The organism is Desulfobacca acetoxidans DSM 11109, assembly GCF_000195295.1.
GTDB classification, from domain to species: domain Bacteria; phylum Desulfobacterota; class Desulfobaccia; order Desulfobaccales; family Desulfobaccaceae; genus Desulfobacca; species Desulfobacca acetoxidans.
This window is the reverse complement of the sequence record NC_015388.1, coordinates 843,719-864,670: the sequence shown is the minus strand read 5'-3', so window position 1 is coordinate 864,670 and position 20,952 is coordinate 843,719. Positions and strand designations below refer to the sequence as shown.

Sequence of the window (20,952 nt, the reverse complement as noted above, 5' to 3'; positions counted from 1 at the left end):
ATCTATCAGGGAATACAATAAGGAGGATTTTGAGATATGGCTCTGGAAAGAGAATTTTGTAAATGGTCTTTTTGTGCGAAACCGGAAGTGGTCACTATAGAAACCGACCTGCTGCTGGTGGGCGGTGGCATGGCCTGCACCGGTGCCGCGGTTGAAGCTGCAGCTTGGGCGAAAGCCACCGGCTTGAAGACCGTTTTGGTAGATAAGGCCGCTTTGGATCGCTCCGGCGCGGTGGCTATGGGTCTGTCCGCTATCAATACCTACGTTGGTGCGGAAAATAAAGTCGACGATTATGTAAAAATGGTCCGCACCGACCTCATGGGCATCATTCGGGAAGACCTGGTCCACTCCATGGGTTGCCATGTCGACCAAACCGTGCATGACTTCCAGGATTGGGGCCTCCCCATTTGGCAAAAAGACAACGAAGGCCACACCGTTGATGGTCAGGCCGCCCGTGATGAAGGTCTGCCCCTCCTGAAAGACGGTGGCAAATGCTGCCGTTCCGGTCGTTGGCAATGTATGATCAACGGTGAATCCTACAAGGTGATCGTGGCCGAAGCCGCCAAAAACGCCTTGGGGATGGATAACATCTATGAGCGTGTCTTCATCGTCAAACTGTTGACCGACAAGAATAACAGCAACCGGGTCTGCGGCGCCGTCGGCTTCAGCGTCCGGGAACACAAAACCTATGTTTTCAAATGTAAAGCTATGATTATCGCCTGCGGCGGCGTGGTCAACGTCTTCCGGCCCCGGTCCGTGGGTGAAGGTCAGGGTCGTGCCTGGTATCCGGTTTGGAACGCTGGCTCCACCTATGCCATGCCGGCCGAAATCGGCGCCAAGATGGTTCTGATGGAAAACCGTTTCGTGCCCGCCCGCTTTAAAGACGGCTACGGTCCGGTTGGCGCCTGGTTCCTGTTCTTCAAAGCCCAGGCCACCAATGCTTATAACGAAGACTACATGGCCAAAAACTGGGATCGGGTCAAGGCCGAATATCCCGGCTATGCCGATTCTCCCGGCACCTGTCTGCGGAACCATGCCGCCATGATCGAAATGCGGGAAGGCCGCGGCCCCATCATGATGCACACCGACAAGGCTATGCAGGAACTGGCCAAGGTTCTCTCCAAGAAAGAACTCAAGCACCTCGAAGCCGAGGCGTGGGAAGACTTCCTGGATATGTCTATTTCCGCCGCCTCCCTGTGGGCCTCCTTCAGCATGGAGCCTGACAAGGTTCCGTCGGAAATCATCCCCTCCGAGCCCTACCTGCTCGGTTCCCATGCCGGTTGCGCCGGACTGTGGGTTTCCGGTCCCTCCAAGGGATATCTGGGCGCCCCCGATGACTGGTTCTGGGGCTATGACCGTATGACCACCGTCGAAGGTCTGTTCACCGCCGGTGACGGCGTCGGCGCCTCCGGTCATAAGTTCTCCTCCGGTTCCCATGCTGAGGGCCGTATGGCTGCCAAGGGCGCTTTGGCCTTCATCCTGGATCACAAGGATGACAAACTGGAAGCCGCGCAGAATATTGACGAGGTGATCGCCGAGATCTATCTGCCCTTCGAGATCTTCGAGAAATACAAAAACTACAGCACCGCTCCGGAGATCAACCCCAACTACCTGATGCCCAAACAGGTTCAGACCCGCCTGCAGAAGCTGATGGACGAATATTGCGCTGGCGTTACCCCCATGTACATGACCAACAAAACTATGTTGGAAGAGGGCCTGAAGCGCCTCACCCTGCTGAAGGAAGACGCCACCCGGTTGGCCGCCAGGGATCTGCACGAACTGATGCGGGCCTGGGAGCAGTATCACCGGATCCTCGCCGGCGAGGCTCATCTGCGCCACATCCTGTTCCGGGAAGAGTCACGTTACCCCGGTTATTACTATCGCTCCGACTTCCTGTCCATCGACGACAGCAAGTGGAAGGTCTTCACCATTTCCCAGTATGATATGAAGACCAACGAGTGGAAGTTTGAAACCAAACCTTACGTTCAGTTGGTAAAGTAAATTTAGCCTGATCCCCGGGGCGCTCCGGCGCTCCGGGTTTTGCCATCTGTGGCCGTGGCCACGACCGGCCACGGCCAAATCTTTGTGAATGCAGTGAGACCCTCCAACCCCCCTTTAAGAATGCGGATTTATTCATATACTCCCCACATTGCGGCGACTTCCTCATTCTTAAAGGGTGGGTCGGGGGAATATCCGCCTGGGGTGGATCCATTTTGGCCAAAGTCCAAACCTCTAGCACACCCCTCCCACTTTGTCATGCAAATCCAGAAGCTTTGGAACTCCTTATCCCATATCCGATGCCGGGAAGTTCTGAAGGAGGTCTGATGTGAACGCAAGTAATAAGAAAATTCTTGTCATCGGGGGCGGTATGAGCGGCCTGACGGCAGCTTTGGAAGCTGCGGAATCGGGCGCCCAGGTAGTCTTGGTAGAAAAGACTCCCTATCTGGGTGGCCGCGTGGCGCAGCTCAACAAATATTTCCCCAAGCTCTGCCCTCCCACCTGTGGTTTAGAGATCAACTTTAGACGGGTAAAAACTAACCCGGATATTACCTTCTATACCATGGCCGACATTACCCAGATAACCGGCCAGGAAGGTAATTTTAATGTCACTATTAACCTGCGGCCCCGCTTTGTGAATGACAAGTGCGTCGCCTGCAACAAATGCGCCGAGGTCTGCCCGGTCGAACGGGTGAATGATTTCAATTATGGTCTGGACAATAACAAAGCCGCCTATCTGCCCTTTGATATGGCTTTCCCGCTCCAGTACGTCATCGATATGAACGTCTGTTTAGGGGAGGCTTGTCAGAAATGCGTTTCGGCCTGTGAGTATAACGCTATCGATCTCACCATGGCCCCTCAGACCGTCAATGTCGATGTTACATCCATCATCCTAGCCGGTGGCTGGGACCTGTATGACGCTAGCAAGATTGACAATCTAGGTTTCGGTCAGGTGGCCAATGTCATAACGAATATGCAAATGGAACGGTTAGCCGCCCCCAATGGCCCGACTGGCGGCAAGATCCTCCGTCCTTCGGATGGAAGGGAACCCAAGAGCGTTGCCTTTGTCCAGTGTGCCGGTTCCCGGGATGAAAACCATCTGCCTTATTGTTCCTACATCTGCTGCATGGCCTCCCTGAAACAGGTCACCTACCTCTTGGATCTGGATCCGGAGGCTCAAGCCACCGTATTTTATATCGATATCCGCACTCCGGGTCGGTACGAACAGTTCTATTGGAAAGTACGGGATCGGGAAAACGTAGAGCTTATCCGCGGCAAGGTCGCCAAAGTAACTCAGGCGCCCGGAGATACTGTTGAGGTCATCGCTGAAGACACCGCCACCGGCAAAAAGGTGCGGCGCGCCTATGACCTGGTGGTCCTGGCCACGGGCATGGTGCCTTCAACCAAGACCGATAAACTCCCGATGGCTCTGAAATACACCGATGAAGGGTTCATCGACCCCAATGGCCTGCCCGCCGGAGTTTATGCGGTCGGCAGCCTGAAGAGTCCCTTGGACGTGGCCAAGTCCGTCCAGGACGCCACCGGCGCCGCTATCAAGGCTCTTCAGAGCTCGGTAGGGAGGTAACAGATGGAAGAAAGAAAATATGGCGTCTATATCTGCAAGGGCTGTGGCATAGCAGAAGCCGTCAACCTCGAGGGGCTGGAAAAAGCCGCTCGTAAGTCCGGTAAGGTGCCTCACATTAAATCCCATGATGTCCTCTGTAGTGCGGAAGGCATCGAATTCATTAAAAATGATATCGCCGCCGAGGGCATTAATTGTTTTGTTATCGCCGCCTGCTCCTCGCGGGTGAAGTATGAAGAGTTCGATTTTCCCGGCTGTTTAGCGGAAAGGGTCGGTCTCCGGGAACTGGTGGCCTGGACCCAGGAGCCGATGTCCGAAGAAACCCAGTCGCTGGCCGAGGACTATCTTCTGATGGGCTGTTCCAGGATCAAGAAGTCCGACATTCCAGAGGCGGTCCCCGCCGAAATCGATCGATCCATCCTGGTCATCGGCGGCGGCGTCACCGGGCTGACCGCGGCTTTAGAAGCGGCTAATTTCGGCCAGAGTGTCGTCCTGGTGGAGAAAGAAGCCGAACTGGGTGGCCTCGCCGCCGGCCTGTATCAACAGACTCCCCGCTCCTACCCCTATCAAGAGCTGGAAATCCCGGTGGTCTTCAGTAAGATCAAAGAGGTGCTTTCCCACCCGAAGATTAAGGTCTTGACAAAGTCGGAAGTGGTCCAGACCGATGGCCAACCCGGTCTCTACGATGTGACCATCAAGACTGGCGGCAAGGAAAACGTCTATAAAATCGGTGCGGTTATCCTGGCCGCCGGGGCCAAGCCCTATGACCCCACGAAATTGGGTCATTTAGGATACGGCGCCTCCGATGATGTGGTCACCAACTGGGAGATGGAAAAATTAGCCGCCGAAGGCAAGATTCTCCGCCCCAGCAATGGCAAACCGGCACAGAAGGTGGTCTTCATCCAGTGTGCCGGCTCCCGTGACCCCGAACATCTGCCCTACTGCTCCGCCTTTTGCTGCAATACTTCGTTAAAACAGGCAAGATACGTCCGACAGATGAATCCCGACGCCCTGGCGTATATCATTTATCGGGATATGCGGACACCGGGCCAGTATGAGCTGTTTTATAAACATACCCAAAATGACCCGGGCATCCTGCTCACCAAAGGCGACATCACCGGCGTCAACGTGGCTGATGATGGCACTCTGGCGGTAATTGCCGAAAACACCCTGTTGGGCGAGAGGATCAAAATCGAAGCCGATTTGGTGGTTCTAGCCACCGGTCTGGTTCCGGTCACTGTTGATAACCCGGTGCTGAATCTGAATTATCGGCAGGGACCGGGTCTGCCCGATCTGGACCTGTTCCAGGGTTTTGCCGACTCCAATTTCATCTGCTTCCAGTATGAAACCAGGCGTACCGGCGTCTATGCCGCCGGAGCCGTACGCCAGCCCATGGATATCGCCACCGCCATGGAAGACGCGGCTGGCGCTGCCCTGAAGGCTTACCAGTGCCTGGAACATACCTCCAAGGGCATCGCCGTGCATCCGCGAGCCTGGGACACCACCTTCCCAGACCCATTTATGCAGCGTTGCACTTCCTGTAAACGCTGCACGGAAGAGTGTCCCTTTGGCGCCATCGAGGAAGATGAAAAAGGTACGCCCTTCTATAAAATCAATCGCTGCCGGCGTTGCGGTACCTGTATGGGCGCCTGTCCGGAGCGTATTGTCAATTTCAAGGACTTTAGCGTTGATATCGTCGGCTCCATGGTCAAGGCTCTGGATATTCCGGATGAAGGCGTCCGAATTGTTGCTTTTGTCTGCGAAAACGATGCCTATCCGGCCATTGACGCCGCGGCGCTCCACAAACTACGCCTGCACCCGGCAGTCCGGTTTATCCCCGTACGTTGCCTGGGTTCCTTTAACCTGGTGTGGATCGCTGACGCCCTCTCTCGCGGCATCGATGGCATCATGCTCTTGGGCTGCAAATATGGCGATGATTATCAGTGCCACTTTGCCAAGGGCAGTGAACTGGCGAACTATCGCATGTCAAAGCTGCAGGAAACCCTGGACCGTCTGGGCCTGGAATCCGAGCGGGCCCAGTTCTTTGAAGTAGCCATTTCCGATTTCGACAGACTGCCGAAGATGATCGATGATTTTGTGGCGCGGGTAGAAGAAATCGGACCGAACCCCTATAAGGAGTTCTAGGAGGTTAACACATGGCTGAAGAAACCGTAATCAAATCTGACCTTCAATTTGTCAAGCGCCTGCAGGAATATGGCGGTGAGTCACTGAAGAAATGCTTCCAGTGCGCCACCTGCTCCGTGGTCTGCAATATTTCCCCGGATGACAGCCCGTATCCCCGCAAAGAGATGATCATGGCCCAGTGGGGTTTGAAAGACCAGATCTACAAAGACCCCGATATCTGGCTCTGCCATTATTGCGGCGACTGCACCGCCTACTGCCCCCGGGGCGCCAACCCCGGCGAGGTAATAGGCGCCATGCGGCAGGCGACCATTGAACATTATTCCACCCCCAGCTTCTTGGCCCGGCTCGTCAGCCAACCCAAGTTCTTGCCTCTGCTCATTGCCTTCCCGGTATTGCTCATTTTGGCCATCATGAAGCTGGTAGGCACCTTGGGCAATATCCCGGCAGGAAAAGTCGTGTATTCCAACATGCTGCCGCTGCTGGTCATTGACGCTATTTTCCTGTCAGCAGCCGGTTTTGCCGTTTTCGTATTTTTAAACGGCATACGCACCTATTGGAAGGATCTCAATTCCGGTGTCAGCCCCTGGAAGGCCAAGCTGAGCAACAAGAGCGTCGTGAGTACCCTGATCGAGGTCCTCAAGGAGTTCATCGTTCACAAACACTTTAAAAAGTGCGTTACCCATTACGCCCGGGCTACTTCGCACCTGATGCTGGTCTTAGGGTTTATTTCCTTGGCCACTGTTACCGCCTGGTCCGCCTATTATGAATGGGCTTCCCGGTTCGGCCTGATTCCTCATAAAGAATCGCCTTTCAGCCTAACCGAACCTATCAAATGGTTGGCTCTGGTCGGTACAGTGTTACTATTAAGCGGAATTTACTTAATCTATCGGGAGCGGCAGAACAAAGCCAATTCCGCCAGCTTCGGCGGCTACTTTGATTGGCTCCTGATCTGGGTGATCATCGCGGTCGGTTTTACCGGCGCTTTGAGCTGGCTGCTGCGGCTGGCCAACCTGGCATCATTGGCTTATCCCATGTATTTTCTCCATCTGGTGTCGGTCTTCTTCCTGTTCTTTTACGCCCCCTACACCAAGATGGCTCACATGGTCTATCGGACCACTGCCCTTGTCTTCACCAAAATGCAGGGTCGCGAATTAGCTTAAACCTGATATTGTGACAAAAAAGCCGGTTCCCCGGGGGGGCCGGCTTTTTTTTATATTATCTATCAGAGTCGTAGCAGAGTTATAGGGCGGGAAAGCGGCGCGCCTCCCGCCTTCTGGGATGCTCCGACACCGGACACCGCCCACCATTCATTACTCTATTCCCTCAGACAACTGAAAAGCTACGCGTGAGTTTATTTTTTCATATCGGTATAGCGCAGGTTATGGTCTCCGATAATAATGATATTGTGATTCGGTCCCAGCGCCTTGATGATCGCCTGCCGCAGGGTCGGATAGTTGCCTTTGGGAGCCGGATGCGACCAGACCTCCAAGACTTTCCTGATATTGGATTCATTGGCGAATCCCACCACCTTGCCGGTAAAGCCCAACATCGCCCGACCTTTGGTGGAACTATCGATTCCCAGGCCTTGATTAATAGTCATAACCGGCTTTTGCGGATCGGCCGGAGTGGCGGTGTTGCAACCGTTTAAAATAGTCAGCCTGGGCATATTGGCCTCACCTACCTGCTGGCGGTGTGCGGCCAGCTCCTGGGCGGAGAGAAAGACCCCCTTGCCAACCTGCAGATGATGTTCGTCCCGCTCCTGGGGGTTGTTGCCATGCACATTGGCATAAAAAATATCAGCCCCGTTCATGGCATTCAGAAAATCGTTTTCGTTTTCGACGTCGCTGGTGTTAGTGTTCTGTTGATTATCAAAAACCTCAGCCAGATTCTCCTTGCCTTTGGAGCCGACGAAAGGCCCCCAGGAAGCCGCGTCATAGCCTCGCACTGCAGTAACCTGAACAGTATTTGGAGCTGGCGGAGAAGGTAGAGCGGGTGCGGGGGACGCTACCGGAGGCTTGGTGGTCGGCACCTTCTCCGGTTTTTCTGCAGTAGTTTGAGAACTGGCAGGTTTGCCGGTTTTTGGAGGCTTTGCTGCCGTCCCTGTAGTTTCGGCTTTTTCCTCCTGCTCGGTGGTCTCGGTTTCCTCTTTGGTCACCTGCTCCTCCGGTTTGGCTTCCACATATGGTCCCGGAGTCGACTGGCCATTGCAACTACAGCCCCCCGGTCCCAGACTCGTGGGGGTTTGCAGGCCCGTTCCTGAAACTCGTTTATCTTGAGAGACGGTCGGCAGTTCACGATTCTGGGTGGCAAAAAGCTGAGAAACATAGCCGCCTGCATACCAGAATATCATGACCACCAGTAATCGTACGATAAATTTTACCATTTACGGGTCTCCTTAAACGTTAGGGCGTTGATTAGGGTTCAGGTTACAGAGTATGGGAATCGGATCGCGCCAGAATCACCCATAAAAACATCTGGTCAAGTTTAACCGAATACCGGCCAGGGTTAATTTAAAACTGCGGTGCGGTTTATGCCATATCCTTACTATTGGATGCAGCCGTTGCCAGCTTAAAAAAGTTTGGCTAAAAGAAAAAAGGAATGCGCCCCCCTGGAAGGAGGAAAGATCACATAATCATATTGTTTTAGATTATTGACGTAATGGGATATTGTGGCGAATTCTCTATCTTATAAATATTATAGATTTATTTCGGTACTCAACTAAAATCTGTTCAATTTATTGAATAAGCACCAGCATTAAATTTCGCAGAAAAATTATAACTGCCTATTTTTTCTGCGTATTTCTATACTAACTGTCATAGGCCGGTGATTTGCGGAAAAAGAAGGAAGGTTTGACGGCGGGCGTCCTTGTCCGCCGGTAAGGTCTGCGCCGGTTAGATTGCCTTTGGTGCTGGTATCACTGTGTTATCCAGGGGAAGAAAACGCTTCGGAGAGAAGCTACTCGTTGTAGCCGGAACCGACAATGAGCCCGCCCTTGGTTTTTCGGGAATAGGTGCATTTCTTGGCGCCGCCCCATTCATACCTGACGTAGGCGCCTTCGGGGGTCCCCTTGGCGACTTCATCGTAGACGGGGCCGGCTTTGTCCTTCAGACTCTCTCCTACCAGCGTCGGATGTACCAGCAATTTCCCACCCGCTTCCATAATAAAAACATACGGATCTTTTGTCGCCCAGGCAGCGAATTCTTCCGGTTTTTTGCCGCCGTCGATGGCGGCAACAATTTCATCCACCTGTTTTTTCACAACGTCTTTCATAAGTCCTCCTTTTGATTAGGTTACCGTGGAAAGCCTTTCCTTTCCTGAGATGACCAATGGTCATCAACCCGCCAAGGACTGTTGAGGCGTCGTTTCATCCATGGCCGATTCCACACTTAGCATAGTTTTAAAAATATTTAAAGAAATTTTTCAACATTAGCCATGCCGGGGTATGCCATATGAGTCCTGACGGTACCGGCTGCAAACCGGCCCGATTATCAACTCCGGCTTCAGGTGAGAATTCCTTGCATCTTACCGAAATCATGCTATCTTTAAACACAGATATCTGATTCTGCTTTATATGGAGAAAAGTTTCTGGTCTCAGGTTGTTAACAAGAAAATAACAACTGCACCGGCAATAAAATCATAGCGTTTTGCCATGCAGGGTCCGCTGTACCAGAAGGCCGGTAGCGCCGACCTCCAGGTCCGCGTCATAATGACCATTATATCGGAGAAGTCGTGAGAACATTTGGATTCCTGGTCCAAAGGTGAGATAGATGAAATTATTGACTGCGGCGCAGATGCGCCAGTTAGATCAGCAGACCATTGCCGAGATCGGCATTCCTTCCGTGGTGTTGATGGAAAATGCGGGTAGGACAACATATCAAATCCTGCGGCGGGAATTCCCCGAATTGGGCGAACCGGTGGTGGTGTTGGCCGGCCGGGGCAACAATGGCGGCGATGGATTTGTGGTATCTCGCTACCTGGCCAATGCCGGTTTTGAAGTGGTAGTGCTGTTGTTGGCGGAAAAGAGCCAGATCGGCGGCGATGCCCGGATCAACCTGGAGGTCTTGGAGCATCTTTCAGTACCGGTGCGGGAAGTTACCTCAGCAGCGGCGTTGCAGGAACAGGTTCCCCTCCTGAAATCAGCGGCTTTGCTGGTGGACGCCATCTTGGGTACCGGTCTGAACAGTGACGTTAAAGGGCTTTATCGGGATGCTGTTGTCCTGATCAACGAGGTCGCAACGCCGGTGCTGGCCATCGACATCCCTTCGGGTCTGTCGGCGGATACCGGTCAGCCTCTGGGAATGGCAGTGGCGGCCGATGTTACCGTCACCTACGGCTTCCCCAAGATCGGACAGATTCTGCCTCCGGGGCGACACCTGGTCGGACGCCTGTGGCAGGTCGACATCAGCATTCCTCCCGACTTGGCGGAGATCAGCGTTATGGAGTTGTCCCAGGCTAGCGGTCTCAGGCAATTTCTCCCCCGCCGTCCGGTCGACAGCCACAAAGGAACGTTTGGCCACCTGTTCGTGCTGGCTGGCTCCGTAGGCAAGACCGGCGCCGCCGCTTTGTGCGGGGAGGCAGCGCTCCGGATGGGAGCCGGCTTGGTCACCGTAGGGGTTCCGGCCAGCCTCAACCCGATTTTGGAAGTGAAGCTTACCGAAGCCATGACCCTGCCCTTGACGGAGGTGCAAGGGGTGCAGGCCTTGGGTAAAAGGGCTTTGGAGGAGATTGCGGCTGATTGGCCGGGAAAAACCGCCTTGGCAGTAGGACCCGGCTTGGGGCGGCATCCGGAAACCGTGGAATTAGTCCGCCAATTAGTGCGCCGCAGCACCCTTCCCGTCGTGGTGGATGCAGATGGTCTCAACGCCCTGGCCCATGATGTCGACAGCATTCGTGAGGCCGCGGCGCCGGTTATCCTGACACCCCATCCCGGTGAAATGTCAAGGCTGCTGGGAGCCACTACTAAAGATATTCAAGCTGATCGGCTTGGCGCGGCCCGGGAGCTGGCGGAGCGTTCCCAGGCTATTGTAGTGTTAAAGGGCGCACAAACCATTGTGGCCAGTCCTATGGGGAAAGTGATGATCAACACCACCGGCAATCCGGCCCTGGCCCAGGGGGGAGCCGGAGATGTGCTCACCGGTATGATCGGCGGTCTGCTGGCCCAAAAAGTAGATCCCTTCAATGCCGCCTGTCTCGCGATCTATCTGCACGGCTTGACTGCGGATGTCCAGGCCGCCTGGCAGGGTGACTGCGGCCTGTTGGCCAGCGAGTTGTTAGACCAGATTCCCCACGTAATCAAAGAATTCGCTTCCGGGGCCTTGCCGCACATAGAGGAGCATATATGTTACAGGCTCGTGATATCATGACTAAAACGGTGATTACCGTTACTCCCCAGACCTCGGTATTGGACCTGGCCCGATTACTGGCGCAGCACAAGATCAACGGCACCCCGGTAGTGGACGATGACGGACGCCTGGTAGGTGTTATAACCCAGACCGATCTCATCGACCGGGCCAAAAAGTTTCAATTGCCCCACGTTGTCACCATTCTGGACGCCCATTTTTATCTGGAGCGTCCCAGCACCTTTAGAAAAAATCTGGAAAAAATGTTGGGCAATCAGGTGGCGGATGTGATGACAGCGCCGGCCATTACCATCACCCCGGAACTGTCGGTGGATGAGGTTGCCACCATCATGGCCCACCGCAACGCCCATACACTGCCGGTGCTCCAAGATGGCAATCTGGTCGGGGTTATCGGCAAGATCGATATCATCCGGGCCCTCTCTCAGGAGGGATGAGACTGCCGCCGGTTTTCTTAATCACCCATAGCCCCCGGCAAACCCAGATTTTGGGCGAAAAAATCGCCGCCAGGCTGCAGCCTGGCGATATCTTGCTGCTTCACGGCGATCTCGGGGCTGGCAAGACCGAACTGGTGCGCGGTCTGGCCGTGGGTCTGGGAGCACCGCCGGATGCGGTGAGCAGCCCTACCTTTGCCCTGGTGCACGAGTACCCGACTCGAATTCCCCTGATCCACGTGGACCTCTATCGGCTGCCGGTCATGGAGGCGGAGTTTATCCTCGAGTTGGAGGAATATTGGCAGCGTCCGGTGGTTGTCGTCATCGAATGGGCAGAGCGTTTGGGAGAGGAGTTGCCGGAGGACTATCTCGATATCACCCTGACCTGGACCGAGGACCAGGAACGCTCCTTAGAAATCCGCGGGGCCGGCCGCCGGGGTAAGGAGTTGGCCGAAGTCTGTGAGGCCTGACAGTCGAAAACATCTCGAGCAATCGAGACACAAGGATCATCTATGACCAAAATCAAAAAACCGCTATCTTCCCGGAAAAAGCTGCAAGAACCTGATGAATTCATCACCTTTGGGGCTAGAATGCTGGACCTCGCCAGAAAAAACCTTAGGACCATAGTCATCGGTTTTGCCGTTATCATCGTGGCCGGCGCCGCCTGGGGATATATCCAAAAGCGCCAGATGGATCGGCAGGAAAGAGCCGCGGAATTCTATCAAGCCAGCGTGGGGCGGGCTTCATCGCATGTCCCGGATTTACTGAAAGAGCTTGAGATTATTATCCAGGACTATCCTGACACTGGCGGCGCCCTGCAGGCCCGCTTGTATCTGGCCAATGTGCTCTTTGGGGAGAGGCGTTATCAGGAGGCTGCCGCCGCTTTCACCGCCTTGGGCGAGGCGGCACCCGAACTTCGGGTGTTAGTGGCGGAGAATCTGAGTTATTGCTATGAGGCGCAGAAGGAATACCAGAAAGCCTCGGCAGTTCTGGAGCCGCTGGTGCAGGATAAAAATCTCCCCTACCGTCAAGAACTACAACGCCGGCAGGCCCTGTTATACGAGCTGGGCGGAGAGCCGGCCAAGGCCCTAAAAGTCTTCAAGCAGATGCTGGAAGAGAAGCCGCCGGCAGATTTTATCCCGTATATCCGGGAAAAAATCAAAATATTGGCGGAGAAAAAGACTTGAGGCGGAAAAGACCGTTAGCCAGCTCCCCGCCTCTCTGAGGGGGCAAATACAAGATTCGCCCCTACGGAAGAATGTATTTTTAATTGTACCTTGGTATTACAGCAAGGGCTTGATTACCTGGAGAAATTCCGCTTTGGTACGGGCGCCGACAATCTTATCGACGATTTTGCCCTGTTTATTAATAACGAAGGTAGTCGGTACGCCCACGATCTCGCCATAGTCTTTGTTTACTTTGTCCGTTCCCACTAAAATGGGGTAGTCCAGGTTCATCTGCTTGGCGAAGAACCGCAGTTGGTTCGGATCGACGTTAAGGCAGACGCCTACCATCTGCAGTCCTTTATCTTTATTCTCATTATAAATGGCATTTAATTCCGGCATTTCGGCGCGGCAGGGTTGGCACCAGATGGTGAAGAAATTCACCACTACCACTTTCCCCTGCATCTGGCTGAGGGATATGGTTTTCCCCGTGGTGTCGACAAGAGCAAATTCCGGCGCCTGAGCGCCTTTGCCGATTTCGGCCGCCGGACTGCCGCCGGTTAGACAGAAAATCATTACTAAGCTTGCTATCACAGCTAATAGTGGCTGCTGAGGCATTTTCCAAACTTTCATGTTTTCTCCTTCTTGTGGATTTGAGCCCTTTCGGAGCTCGCAAGACGATCATTGATAAGACGATCAGGGTTGTGTTTAGATTACCCTAGAAAATGATTTAATCCAGAGAAAAATTCATCTGGAAATAAGTTTCGAGTTCCAAGTTCCAAGTTCCGAGTTATTGAGTTATTGAGAAATTAACAACGGCACAGGCTAGAAAGCTTGTGCTGCTGACAATTGATTTTCATGGTTTGCAGGTGCTTTTTAATAAACGATAATCAGTACGATTACGGTTGAGTCTGGCATAAGATACAACCTGGATTATCGTACCTGCTGTCGTTTAACCAAACGTTGAGCGACGGCCTTGATCAGGATCGGCCAGGCGATGGTGGCGTCGCAGAGGACCTCGGCAAACCGGCCGCCTTCGCTGGCCGGGACGAATTTGCCCCAGGAAACTCCCTCTCGGTAGGTGCAGCCGCTCAGCCCGCCCCAATGGACCGGCTCGGGACAGATGCGGACGCCATAGTGAAAACGGACAAAGGGCAGCTCAAGCCCCAGGCGATTCTGCAAGATATCGAAGAATGGCCCCACCTGTTGGGCCCAATTCCGCGGGACGCCGCCCCCGATGGTAAAAATCCCCAGCTTTTCAGCCTTGAAAATCTCCTGCCCATACAACCCTAAGTCAAGAAAAGGATTAAAATTTAAAGACAGGGTGGTGAAGGCTTCGGGGATGGTCTTACCCTCCTGACAGGCTTTTTGGATCATCCAGTTGGCAACGTCCAGACCCAATTCCGAATCCGTGAAGGCGGGAATAAAGACCGGTACGCCTTTTAGGTAGGCGTTGCGCAGGATACCCGGTTGGTCGGTTACTTCGGCCAGGTATTTCCCCAATTCCCGGCAGATAACCGTTGAACACAGGGTCTGCTCCTTGTCCATACGGTTCAGGACGGTTTTAAACACGGCCTCGGCGTAATCTAAATTGCTCTCCATTTCCAAGGTATCATACACGCGGTTGTAGCCCAGGCGATAGAGTTCCTCGTCCGAGCGGCCGGGATTATGCTTATAATGGACCTGACCGACCGCCTCGATGAGGCCGTGGGCCATCAGGGCACCGGTGCTGATGATGACCTGGAGCCAGCCCCGATCGATCATATCGCAGATCAGCAGTCCCATTTTGGCCACCGTCATCGCGCCGGAGAAGGTCCCGACGATGGTGACCTCCGGATCGGTGACCATGGCCTGAAGCACCTCTGCCGCCTCGCCCAAGGAACGGCCGCCGAAAGCGGTTAGACTGTAGCCAGCCAGCAGCTCGTCGAAATCCTGAATTTCCTTGATATCTAAAGGCCTCAAAGGGGTCAGGCCGTCCTGGGCCCCGTCATGAAATTCTTCTGGTTTACGCCGCACGTACAACTCCTTCTTTTTTAGGCAACCTGTTGCAGGTGCCAACTTCCGCTTTATTTTGCCGCCCGACGCCCCTGATAGAGGTATCCCAGAAATTTATAGATCAACCGGGCAGCGGTGAATTCACTCACCCGGTGTCCCGGGATGGGAGCCAATTCGGTGAGATCCAGTCCCACCACCGGACCTCGTTCGACAATAGCCTTTAAGATAGTCAGGGTCTGGTAATAATTCAACCCACCCGGCTCTGGCGTGCCGGTCGCCGGCATGACCGCAGGATCCAGGGCGTCCACGTCCAGGGAGATATAGACCGGCCCCTTAAGGCGTCTCAAATGCTCCAGCGTTAGCTGCAGATAGTCAGGGTCGACCAGGCTCCTGGCCTTGAGCAGGGTAAGGCGGGGGGCTACCCGGATAAAGTCGTATTCTTTAGCCGAATAACTGCGCACCCCGATCAGGGTCAGGGGTCGACCCAGTTCCCATACCCGCCGCATAACGCAAGCATGGGAAAAGGGACTGTGTTCATAGGTATCCCGCAGATCCGCATGGGCATCCAAGGCCACCACGGTCAGGTCGGGGTGCCGGGTCAGATAAGACTCCACTAAGGCCTGAGCAATGGTGTGTTCGCCGCCCAGGCTGATTAATAACTTACCCTCGGCGATCCAAGGCTTCACCCGCTTCTTGATTTTCTCGAGCATAGGGCCGGGGCCGCCGGCATCCGGGGTGATCTCGGCAGCCGTAGCCAGACGGATAACCTGGCTCGGGTCCCAATCCCCTTCTTCGTCCCACAATTCTACCTGCCGGCTGGCCGATAAGATAGCCTCCGGACCATAGCGGGTTCCACCGCCATAGCTGGTAGTGGCTTCATAAGGGATCGGCACGACAACTATCTCAGCCTCACGTACGCTTATCGGCTCTAAATCTAAGAACGTCCCTGAAGGCATATTTTAAATCTCCGCTGGATTTAACGGGCTTACCGCTTCAAATCTTTCCGTTTGATAACAGCTTTAAACTGATTACCCTCGTGATCATCCTCGAACTCAATGTCCGGATATACCTTAAGCGCTCGGATAATGCCACTTCCCAGTCCACGGTAAGGAAGAATTTTGGTGGCATAAGAGGCCAGAATTGGATTTCGTATATTTGAATTGCCCCTTTTAATATTATCGATGGTCAGGTTATTTGGCAAATGCCCCGGACTGATGATCTCTACCCGATCCCTGAAGATAAAAATTCTAACCGGCGCTGATACGAAATAATCCCGGTGAATTAAGGCATTGACTATCAATTCCTCCAGAACGAGGCGGGGGATTTCCGGTTCCCCTGGGGCATTGACGTTCTGGTCCCTTTGAATATGTCTGATATTGCGTAAAACAAAGCTCATACTTTTATAAAAGATATCACCAAGTTTTCCCGTAATATCCTGGCTGTCTAAATAATGCTCTACATGAATATCAATGCCAGGATAAGACACCGCTTTTACAATGAAGAGAGGAAGCCTGGAACTGGGATTTTTCGCGAACAGTAATGCCCCGCTGATATTCAGGACGCCTTGTTTCATTAGATTCATATTTTCCAGGAGAAGTGGCAACGGTAGATTCTGTGCCTCAACTGACTCGCCGAAATTTTTTTCAAAGAAATCTTTAAAATAATCAATGTTTAAATCGGCCAGGGTCAATCCGCTTGTCGGTATGCCATCGCCATGGATTAGGCCAGCGGTTTGATAAATCCTCTGGATTTCCTCTCTCGATGTGACCTTGCGTTTGTCCGCACCACTTTTTACCCAAATCGCCCCGCTGTTGTCCATATAGGGCTTGCTCACGCCGTCCGGCACAGTAACAACCATGACAAGGCCTCGGGACGTCGAGACGTTCTCGGTCTGGGGATTGATGGGAGGGCGAACGGATTGCGAGGCGGCGTTGGAAACAAGTTGGTTCAAACGGCCCATGTCTTCGCGGGTGAGCCCCGCAAAGGAGCCGTCATCGCTTACTCCGATGAATATCGTTCCACCCCCGGAATTGCTAAAGGCTGCCAATTCCCCCGCCAGAGAATTCACGTTGGTGAAATTTGCCTTAAACTGGTGCTTGCCATCTTCACCCCGGGCAATAATCTCTAAGAGCTCCGTGGTTTCCATATCTCGTATATCCTCTTGCGTTGCTTAAAGGCTTCTTCGCCACCTTCCATGATGTCAACGATCTTGCGTTGCATGTCAGGGCAGTCGATACTGCCGCTGGTTATGGAGATGGAGTCATCGGCATAGGCGCAGGATATGATCTGCTCCGCATCGCCCAGTACGGGAAAATTGGCGTTATGGGTAGCGAAAATAAACTGGGTACGAGGCTTGAGCGTGCGGATAAGTTTGATGACGTCCTCATAAATGGTCTGGTTATCCAGGTCGTCTTCCGGCTGATCGATGATAATGAGGTCGTTATCCTGTTGGCTCAATATAAAGAGGATAAGCGCTGAGGCCCGCTGACCCAGGGAGTGATGCTTCAATTCCTTGTCACGATACTTAATGACGAAGCGGTTAGGTACCTGCCAGGTAAGCAAGGACGCAAGATTTTCGGTAAAATATTTCTCAAAGACTTGTACTAAAGCGTTGCCAATTATTGTCTTAGCCTTATCTAACTCCCTAAAAATTGCTCCGAAATCCGTAAACTCCTTGGCAAGGTTTTCAAAAGTTGTTTGCCGAATACGGCTGCCCCCGAATACGTCTTTCATGAATCCTGCAAAGGCTTTTTTATCACCTTTGAATTCGGCCTTTATTTTTAGTGATGAATGGCTCCGGTTGACCTTGCCCAGCTCGGCTTGGACCGCTTGGTATTCCTCCAGCCAGAGGTTATTGAGTGTGGCGAGTTCCTGCAACAGCTCCAGGTTGAAGATAATCCTCTGATCCTCTTGTTTGTTTAATGCTTCCAACATCTGCTTGGCTTGGTCAACGGTCTTGCGGAGCTGGCGGAATTCATCCGGGCGGATGGCTTTGGCGCCGCTGCCCTTAAATTCTTCAAATAGTTTCCGTTCGATCTCTGCGAATTCTTCTTTGAGACCATCTTTTAGTATTTCGAATTCTTTGAATTTTTCCTGCAATTCGGAAAGGGTCTTCTTTCCATCCGCAAGTACTTCCTTGATCTGCAAAAAACCTGCGATCAACTTTTTATAATTAACAAAGAAAGCATCAAAGAATACCGTGTTCTGTCTTGAGGTGTAAATACATTCGTTCTTCAAGTCATCTTCGTATCGATTGATAAATTCTTCCAAACCAGCCAGGTAATCTTTCACCAAAGAAATGACATGGTGACATTTTCTTGAATCCGCATCGAAGTCCACCTGTTTTTGCAGTTTTTCTTCAACGCCATGATCTTTATAGAACTTAAGCCTGAATTCTGCGTCCCGTTTCTTTGATTCGTATTCCTCCTTCTTTTCAGCGACATTTGCAAGCCTCTCTAATTGGTTAATAGTATCGGATACTTTTTGGCGCTGAGCCTCAATTTTTGACCGTATGCCGGTTAATTTTTCCCCGACAAGCTTTTCAACCAGGTCTTTTTCAAACCCCTCTCCTGTGCTGGATAGGTCTTTCTGTCCGAAATATATAGGCTTGTGCAATATGGTTTCTCGGATCGAGATCCCTGGCTGAAGAATGCCCTCCACATACACATCAGGCCTTTCCCGGCAGATGCGCCGCACTTCATAACGCTGCCCCCTTCGATCAACGGCCTGAATCGTCACCTTGCCGCCGCTACCGAGCACATGGTCAACGAGGAACCGCTTGTAGTCCTGGTCAAGAGCCTTTTCCCCGAAGGGAATATCAAGACCGTAACGCATAGCCTCTAAGATTGATGACTTGCCACTGCCGCGGATGCCGATAAGGGTGTTCAGCTCCGGGGAAAAATAGATAGTTTTGCCGTCAAGCACCCCGCCGTCAAAGGTCGCACTGAGGATATGCGAGCTGTCGTGTCTGTTAAGTTCGCCGGATAAGCGGTTTGCATGGTCCAGGAGGGCATATTTTACTGCTGCAAAGGTAAAAGAACCGATCTTAAGATAGCAGCATCCCCCCTGGCCGATCTGATCTATGGACTTGCAGTCGGAACCTTCGACTTCGGCAGGATAAGCCTCTCCAAGCCAAGCCCGTACCTTTATCCGGCATTTCCTATCGGAAATGTCATGCGTCCGGACTTTTTGAAAAGCGAGAGACCTTCTACGGAAAAACTCATTTTCCCCAAGCTCTTGCATGCGGCCCCCATCCAACTCATGCCACAAGCCGCTCCTTTCTTCAACGTGAGCAAAAACTAGGAAGAAATCTCTTTGATAACCCTCTAGTTTTTTTATAGTATCAATCAAACTTAGAGAACTGCGACCATTTGCGTTCTCATATTCTTGCGGTGTCCTGCCTTGAAAAGCAACATTCAAGAACTGGTTTATATAATCTTGCCCGTTTTCCAACCATTCATCACTGAAGACAATTAGGGTGTGGATTCCATTGGCTCCGTCCCCCACGGAATGTTCGACCCCGGGAAGAAGAAAAATATTCTCCCGCTTCGCTGTCTGGCGCAGGGAATTAAACTCTGCCAAGTCAAATTTGTTGTGATTGGTGATGACTCCGATTCTTATCTCAGTCTTCTTCAATCCCTGAATATAGCTTGAGAAGTAGTAACTATCTTCGCCGGTGTAGCAGAATTCCCGATCCGCCCTGGTATGAAGGTGAAAATCAGCCCTAAGCCAACGGCTCCCATGGGAAAAGAAAGGTTTTGCTTGTTTATCTAAGGGCATCAAGACTCCTCAACGGTTACCTCTTTGTGTTCCATCTCTTTTAGTCGTCGGTACAGCGTTGCCAGGCCGATACCCAGGATGCGGGCCGCGACCTCTTTGTCTCCGCCGGTTTTTTTCAGGGTTTGCCTGATAGCCAGGCGTTCTATCTCTTCCATGGAAGCTCCCACCTGAACGACGATATGGTCCTCCGTCTGAGATTGTTGCCGCACTTCATCGGGCAGGTCATCCAGTCCCACGGTAGAACCGGTGCACAGAGCCACCGCTCGCTCTACGACATTTTCCAATTCCCGGACATTTCCTGGCCAAAGATAATTTTTTAAAGCCTTGAGGGCTTCCGGACTGAAACCCATAGGCGGACGTTCATTTTCAAGACAGAATTTATCTAGGAAATGCTGGGCCAACAAAGGGATATCCTCGTCCCGGGCCCTGAGCGGCGGCACTTCGAGATGGATGACATTCAGACGATAAAAAAGGTCCTTGCGAAAGACGCCAGCCGCTACCATATCTTCGAGATTCTGGTTTGTAGCTGCCACCAGGCGTACGTCTACTTTCAAGGTGCGGGCCCCGCCGACGCGCTCAAATTCTCCTTCCTGCAAAACCCGCAGCAGCTTCACCTGGGTGCTGAGCGGCATCTCCGCCACCTCATCCAGAAAGATGGTGCCGCCATCGGCCAACTCAAAACGTCCTTTACGCTGCTGATGGGCACCGGTGAAGGCGCCTTTTTCGTGGCCGAACAGCTCCGATTCAATCAGCCCTTCCGGCAGGGCGCCGCAGTTAACCTTCACCAGGGGTTTATCCCGCCGGGGACTGCCATAATGGATCGCCTCGGCAATAAGTTCTTTGCCGACGCCGCTTTCCCCGGTCAATAACACGGTGCTGCGCAAGGGGGCGATCTTATTCACCTGATGGATGATCTTTAAGAAGGCCTGGCTGCGGCCAATGATGCGACCGCTTGCCAACCGCTCCTGCAAGGCCTGCCGCAGCTTCTGGTTTTCCTGCAGCAGTTGTTGGGTCTCCAGGGCTTTATTCACCACTTTACGGATTTCCTGCATGCGGAAATCTTTGGTGATGAAGTCGTAAATTCCCAGCTTGAGGGCGGACACCGCCTCATCCACCGTAGCCCGGGCGGAGATCATAATGGCGATAGTATAGGGGCGGATGATGCGCATGGCTTCGAAGAGATCGGTCCCCTCCATGTCCGGCAGCTTGAGATCGATGATGGCCAGCTCCACCGGCTGCTGCCGGACTAATTCCAGCGCCTCGGCACCAGCCCCGGCCAAAAAGACCTGATGCCCGATCTTCTTCAAACTACCAGCCAATGCTTCCCTGGTATTGGCGTCGTCATCCACTACCAGAATTTCACTCATATCGTTGTCCTTACGTGAAGAGAACCGGCTTCGGAACCGATCTCTCTTTGGCTCAATAATTTCATGACCGGTAAATCACCTGCAAACCATGAAAATCACCTGCCGGTGGCCCAGCTTCCGGCCTGTGTAAAT

The 20,952-nt window shown here is 52.9% G+C and carries 16 protein-coding genes; 8 read left to right on the top strand and 8 right to left on the bottom strand.

Features of this window, described 5'->3' with window-relative positions:
* The first annotated feature begins 36 nt into the window (after positions 1–36).
* The 4 genes from aprA to qmoC all read left to right on the top strand — a co-directional run bounded on the left by aprA (position 37) and on the right by qmoC (position 6,885).
* Complete coding sequence (gene aprA / locus DESAC_RS03645; RefSeq protein ID WP_013705728.1) at positions 37–2,001, top strand: adenylyl-sulfate reductase subunit alpha; 1,965 nt, start codon at positions 37–39, stop codon at positions 1,999–2,001.
* Positions 2,002–2,326: 325 nt separating this feature from the next.
* On the top strand, positions 2,327–3,583 hold the full coding sequence (locus DESAC_RS16860) for a CoB--CoM heterodisulfide reductase iron-sulfur subunit A family protein (RefSeq protein WP_013705727.1): 1,257 nt from the start codon (positions 2,327–2,329) through the stop codon (positions 3,581–3,583).
* 3 nt (positions 3,584–3,586) lie between these two features.
* Positions 3,587–5,725 carry an FAD-dependent oxidoreductase gene (locus DESAC_RS03635; RefSeq protein WP_013705726.1) on the top strand — a complete coding sequence of 713 codons (2,139 nt, stop codon included), beginning with the start codon at positions 3,587–3,589 and terminating at the stop codon, positions 5,723–5,725.
* Positions 5,726–5,736: 11 nt separating this feature from the next.
* Positions 5,737–6,885, top strand: a complete 1,149-nt coding sequence (gene qmoC, locus DESAC_RS03630) for a quinone-interacting membrane-bound oxidoreductase complex subunit QmoC (RefSeq protein WP_013705725.1) — start codon at positions 5,737–5,739, stop codon at positions 6,883–6,885.
* Between the two features lie 191 nt (positions 6,886–7,076).
* Here qmoC and DESAC_RS03625 read toward each other — a convergent pair whose 3' ends face one another.
* Positions 7,077–8,108 (bottom strand): hypothetical protein, encoded by a 1,032-nt coding sequence (locus DESAC_RS03625; RefSeq protein WP_013705724.1) that lies wholly within the window; start codon positions 8,106–8,108, stop codon positions 7,077–7,079.
* A gap of 572 nt (positions 8,109–8,680) precedes the next feature.
* Positions 8,681–8,995 (bottom strand): cache domain-containing protein, encoded by a 315-nt coding sequence (locus tag DESAC_RS03620; RefSeq protein ID WP_052301882.1) that lies wholly within the window; start codon positions 8,993–8,995, stop codon positions 8,681–8,683.
* A gap of 497 nt (positions 8,996–9,492) precedes the next feature.
* Here DESAC_RS03620 and DESAC_RS03615 point away from each other — a divergent pair, with 497 nt between their 5' ends.
* The 4 genes from DESAC_RS03615 to DESAC_RS03600 are packed head-to-tail and all read left to right on the top strand — an operon-like array spanning position 9,493 to position 12,703.
* Positions 9,493–11,088 (top strand): NAD(P)H-hydrate dehydratase, encoded by a 1,596-nt coding sequence (locus tag DESAC_RS03615; protein ID WP_013705722.1) that lies wholly within the window; start codon positions 9,493–9,495, stop codon positions 11,086–11,088.
* Positions 11,064–11,519, top strand: coding sequence for a CBS domain-containing protein (locus DESAC_RS03610; protein ID WP_013705721.1), 456 nt, complete (start codon positions 11,064–11,066; stop codon positions 11,517–11,519). Before DESAC_RS03615 ends, DESAC_RS03610 begins: the two co-directional genes overlap by 25 nt.
* On the top strand, positions 11,516–11,986 hold the full coding sequence (tsaE, locus tag DESAC_RS03605; protein WP_013705720.1) for a tRNA (adenosine(37)-N6)-threonylcarbamoyltransferase complex ATPase subunit type 1 TsaE: 471 nt from the start codon (positions 11,516–11,518) through the stop codon (positions 11,984–11,986). The genes DESAC_RS03610 and tsaE overlap by 4 nt, the downstream gene beginning before the upstream one ends.
* A 42-nt stretch (positions 11,987–12,028) precedes the next feature.
* Positions 12,029–12,703, top strand: coding sequence for a YfgM family protein (locus tag DESAC_RS03600; protein ID WP_013705719.1), 675 nt, complete (start codon positions 12,029–12,031; stop codon positions 12,701–12,703).
* Positions 12,704–12,799: 96 nt separating this feature from the next.
* On the opposite strand, the gene DESAC_RS03595 is transcribed toward DESAC_RS03600, so the two are convergent.
* The 6 genes from DESAC_RS03595 to DESAC_RS03570 all read right to left on the bottom strand — a co-directional run bounded on the left by DESAC_RS03595 (position 12,800) and on the right by DESAC_RS03570 (position 20,820).
* Positions 12,800–13,312: a peroxiredoxin family protein gene (locus DESAC_RS03595; protein ID WP_013705718.1), complete on the bottom strand. Its 513-nt coding sequence runs from the start codon at positions 13,310–13,312 to the stop codon at positions 12,800–12,802.
* A gap of 300 nt (positions 13,313–13,612) precedes the next feature.
* Positions 13,613–14,695, bottom strand: coding sequence for a deoxyhypusine synthase family protein (locus DESAC_RS03590; protein ID WP_013705717.1), 1,083 nt, complete (start codon positions 14,693–14,695; stop codon positions 13,613–13,615).
* A 50-nt stretch (positions 14,696–14,745) separates the two neighbouring features.
* A complete protein-coding gene (speB, locus tag DESAC_RS03585; protein ID WP_013705716.1) occupies positions 14,746–15,630 on the bottom strand; it encodes an agmatinase in 885 nt (294 codons plus the stop codon).
* 29 nt (positions 15,631–15,659) lie between these two features.
* Entirely contained in the window at positions 15,660–16,820 is a 1,161-nt protein-coding gene (locus tag DESAC_RS03580) for an RNA-binding domain-containing protein (protein WP_013705715.1), read from the bottom strand.
* Positions 16,799–19,453 carry a TrlF family AAA-like ATPase gene (locus DESAC_RS03575; RefSeq protein WP_013705714.1) on the bottom strand — a complete coding sequence of 885 codons (2,655 nt, stop codon included), beginning with the start codon at positions 19,451–19,453 and terminating at the stop codon, positions 16,799–16,801. The genes DESAC_RS03580 and DESAC_RS03575 overlap by 22 nt, the downstream gene beginning before the upstream one ends.
* Complete coding sequence (locus DESAC_RS03570) at positions 19,453–20,820, bottom strand: sigma-54-dependent transcriptional regulator (protein ID WP_013705713.1); 1,368 nt, start codon at positions 20,818–20,820, stop codon at positions 19,453–19,455. The genes DESAC_RS03575 and DESAC_RS03570 overlap by 1 nt, the downstream gene beginning before the upstream one ends.
* Positions 20,821–20,952: the final 132 nt, after the last annotated feature.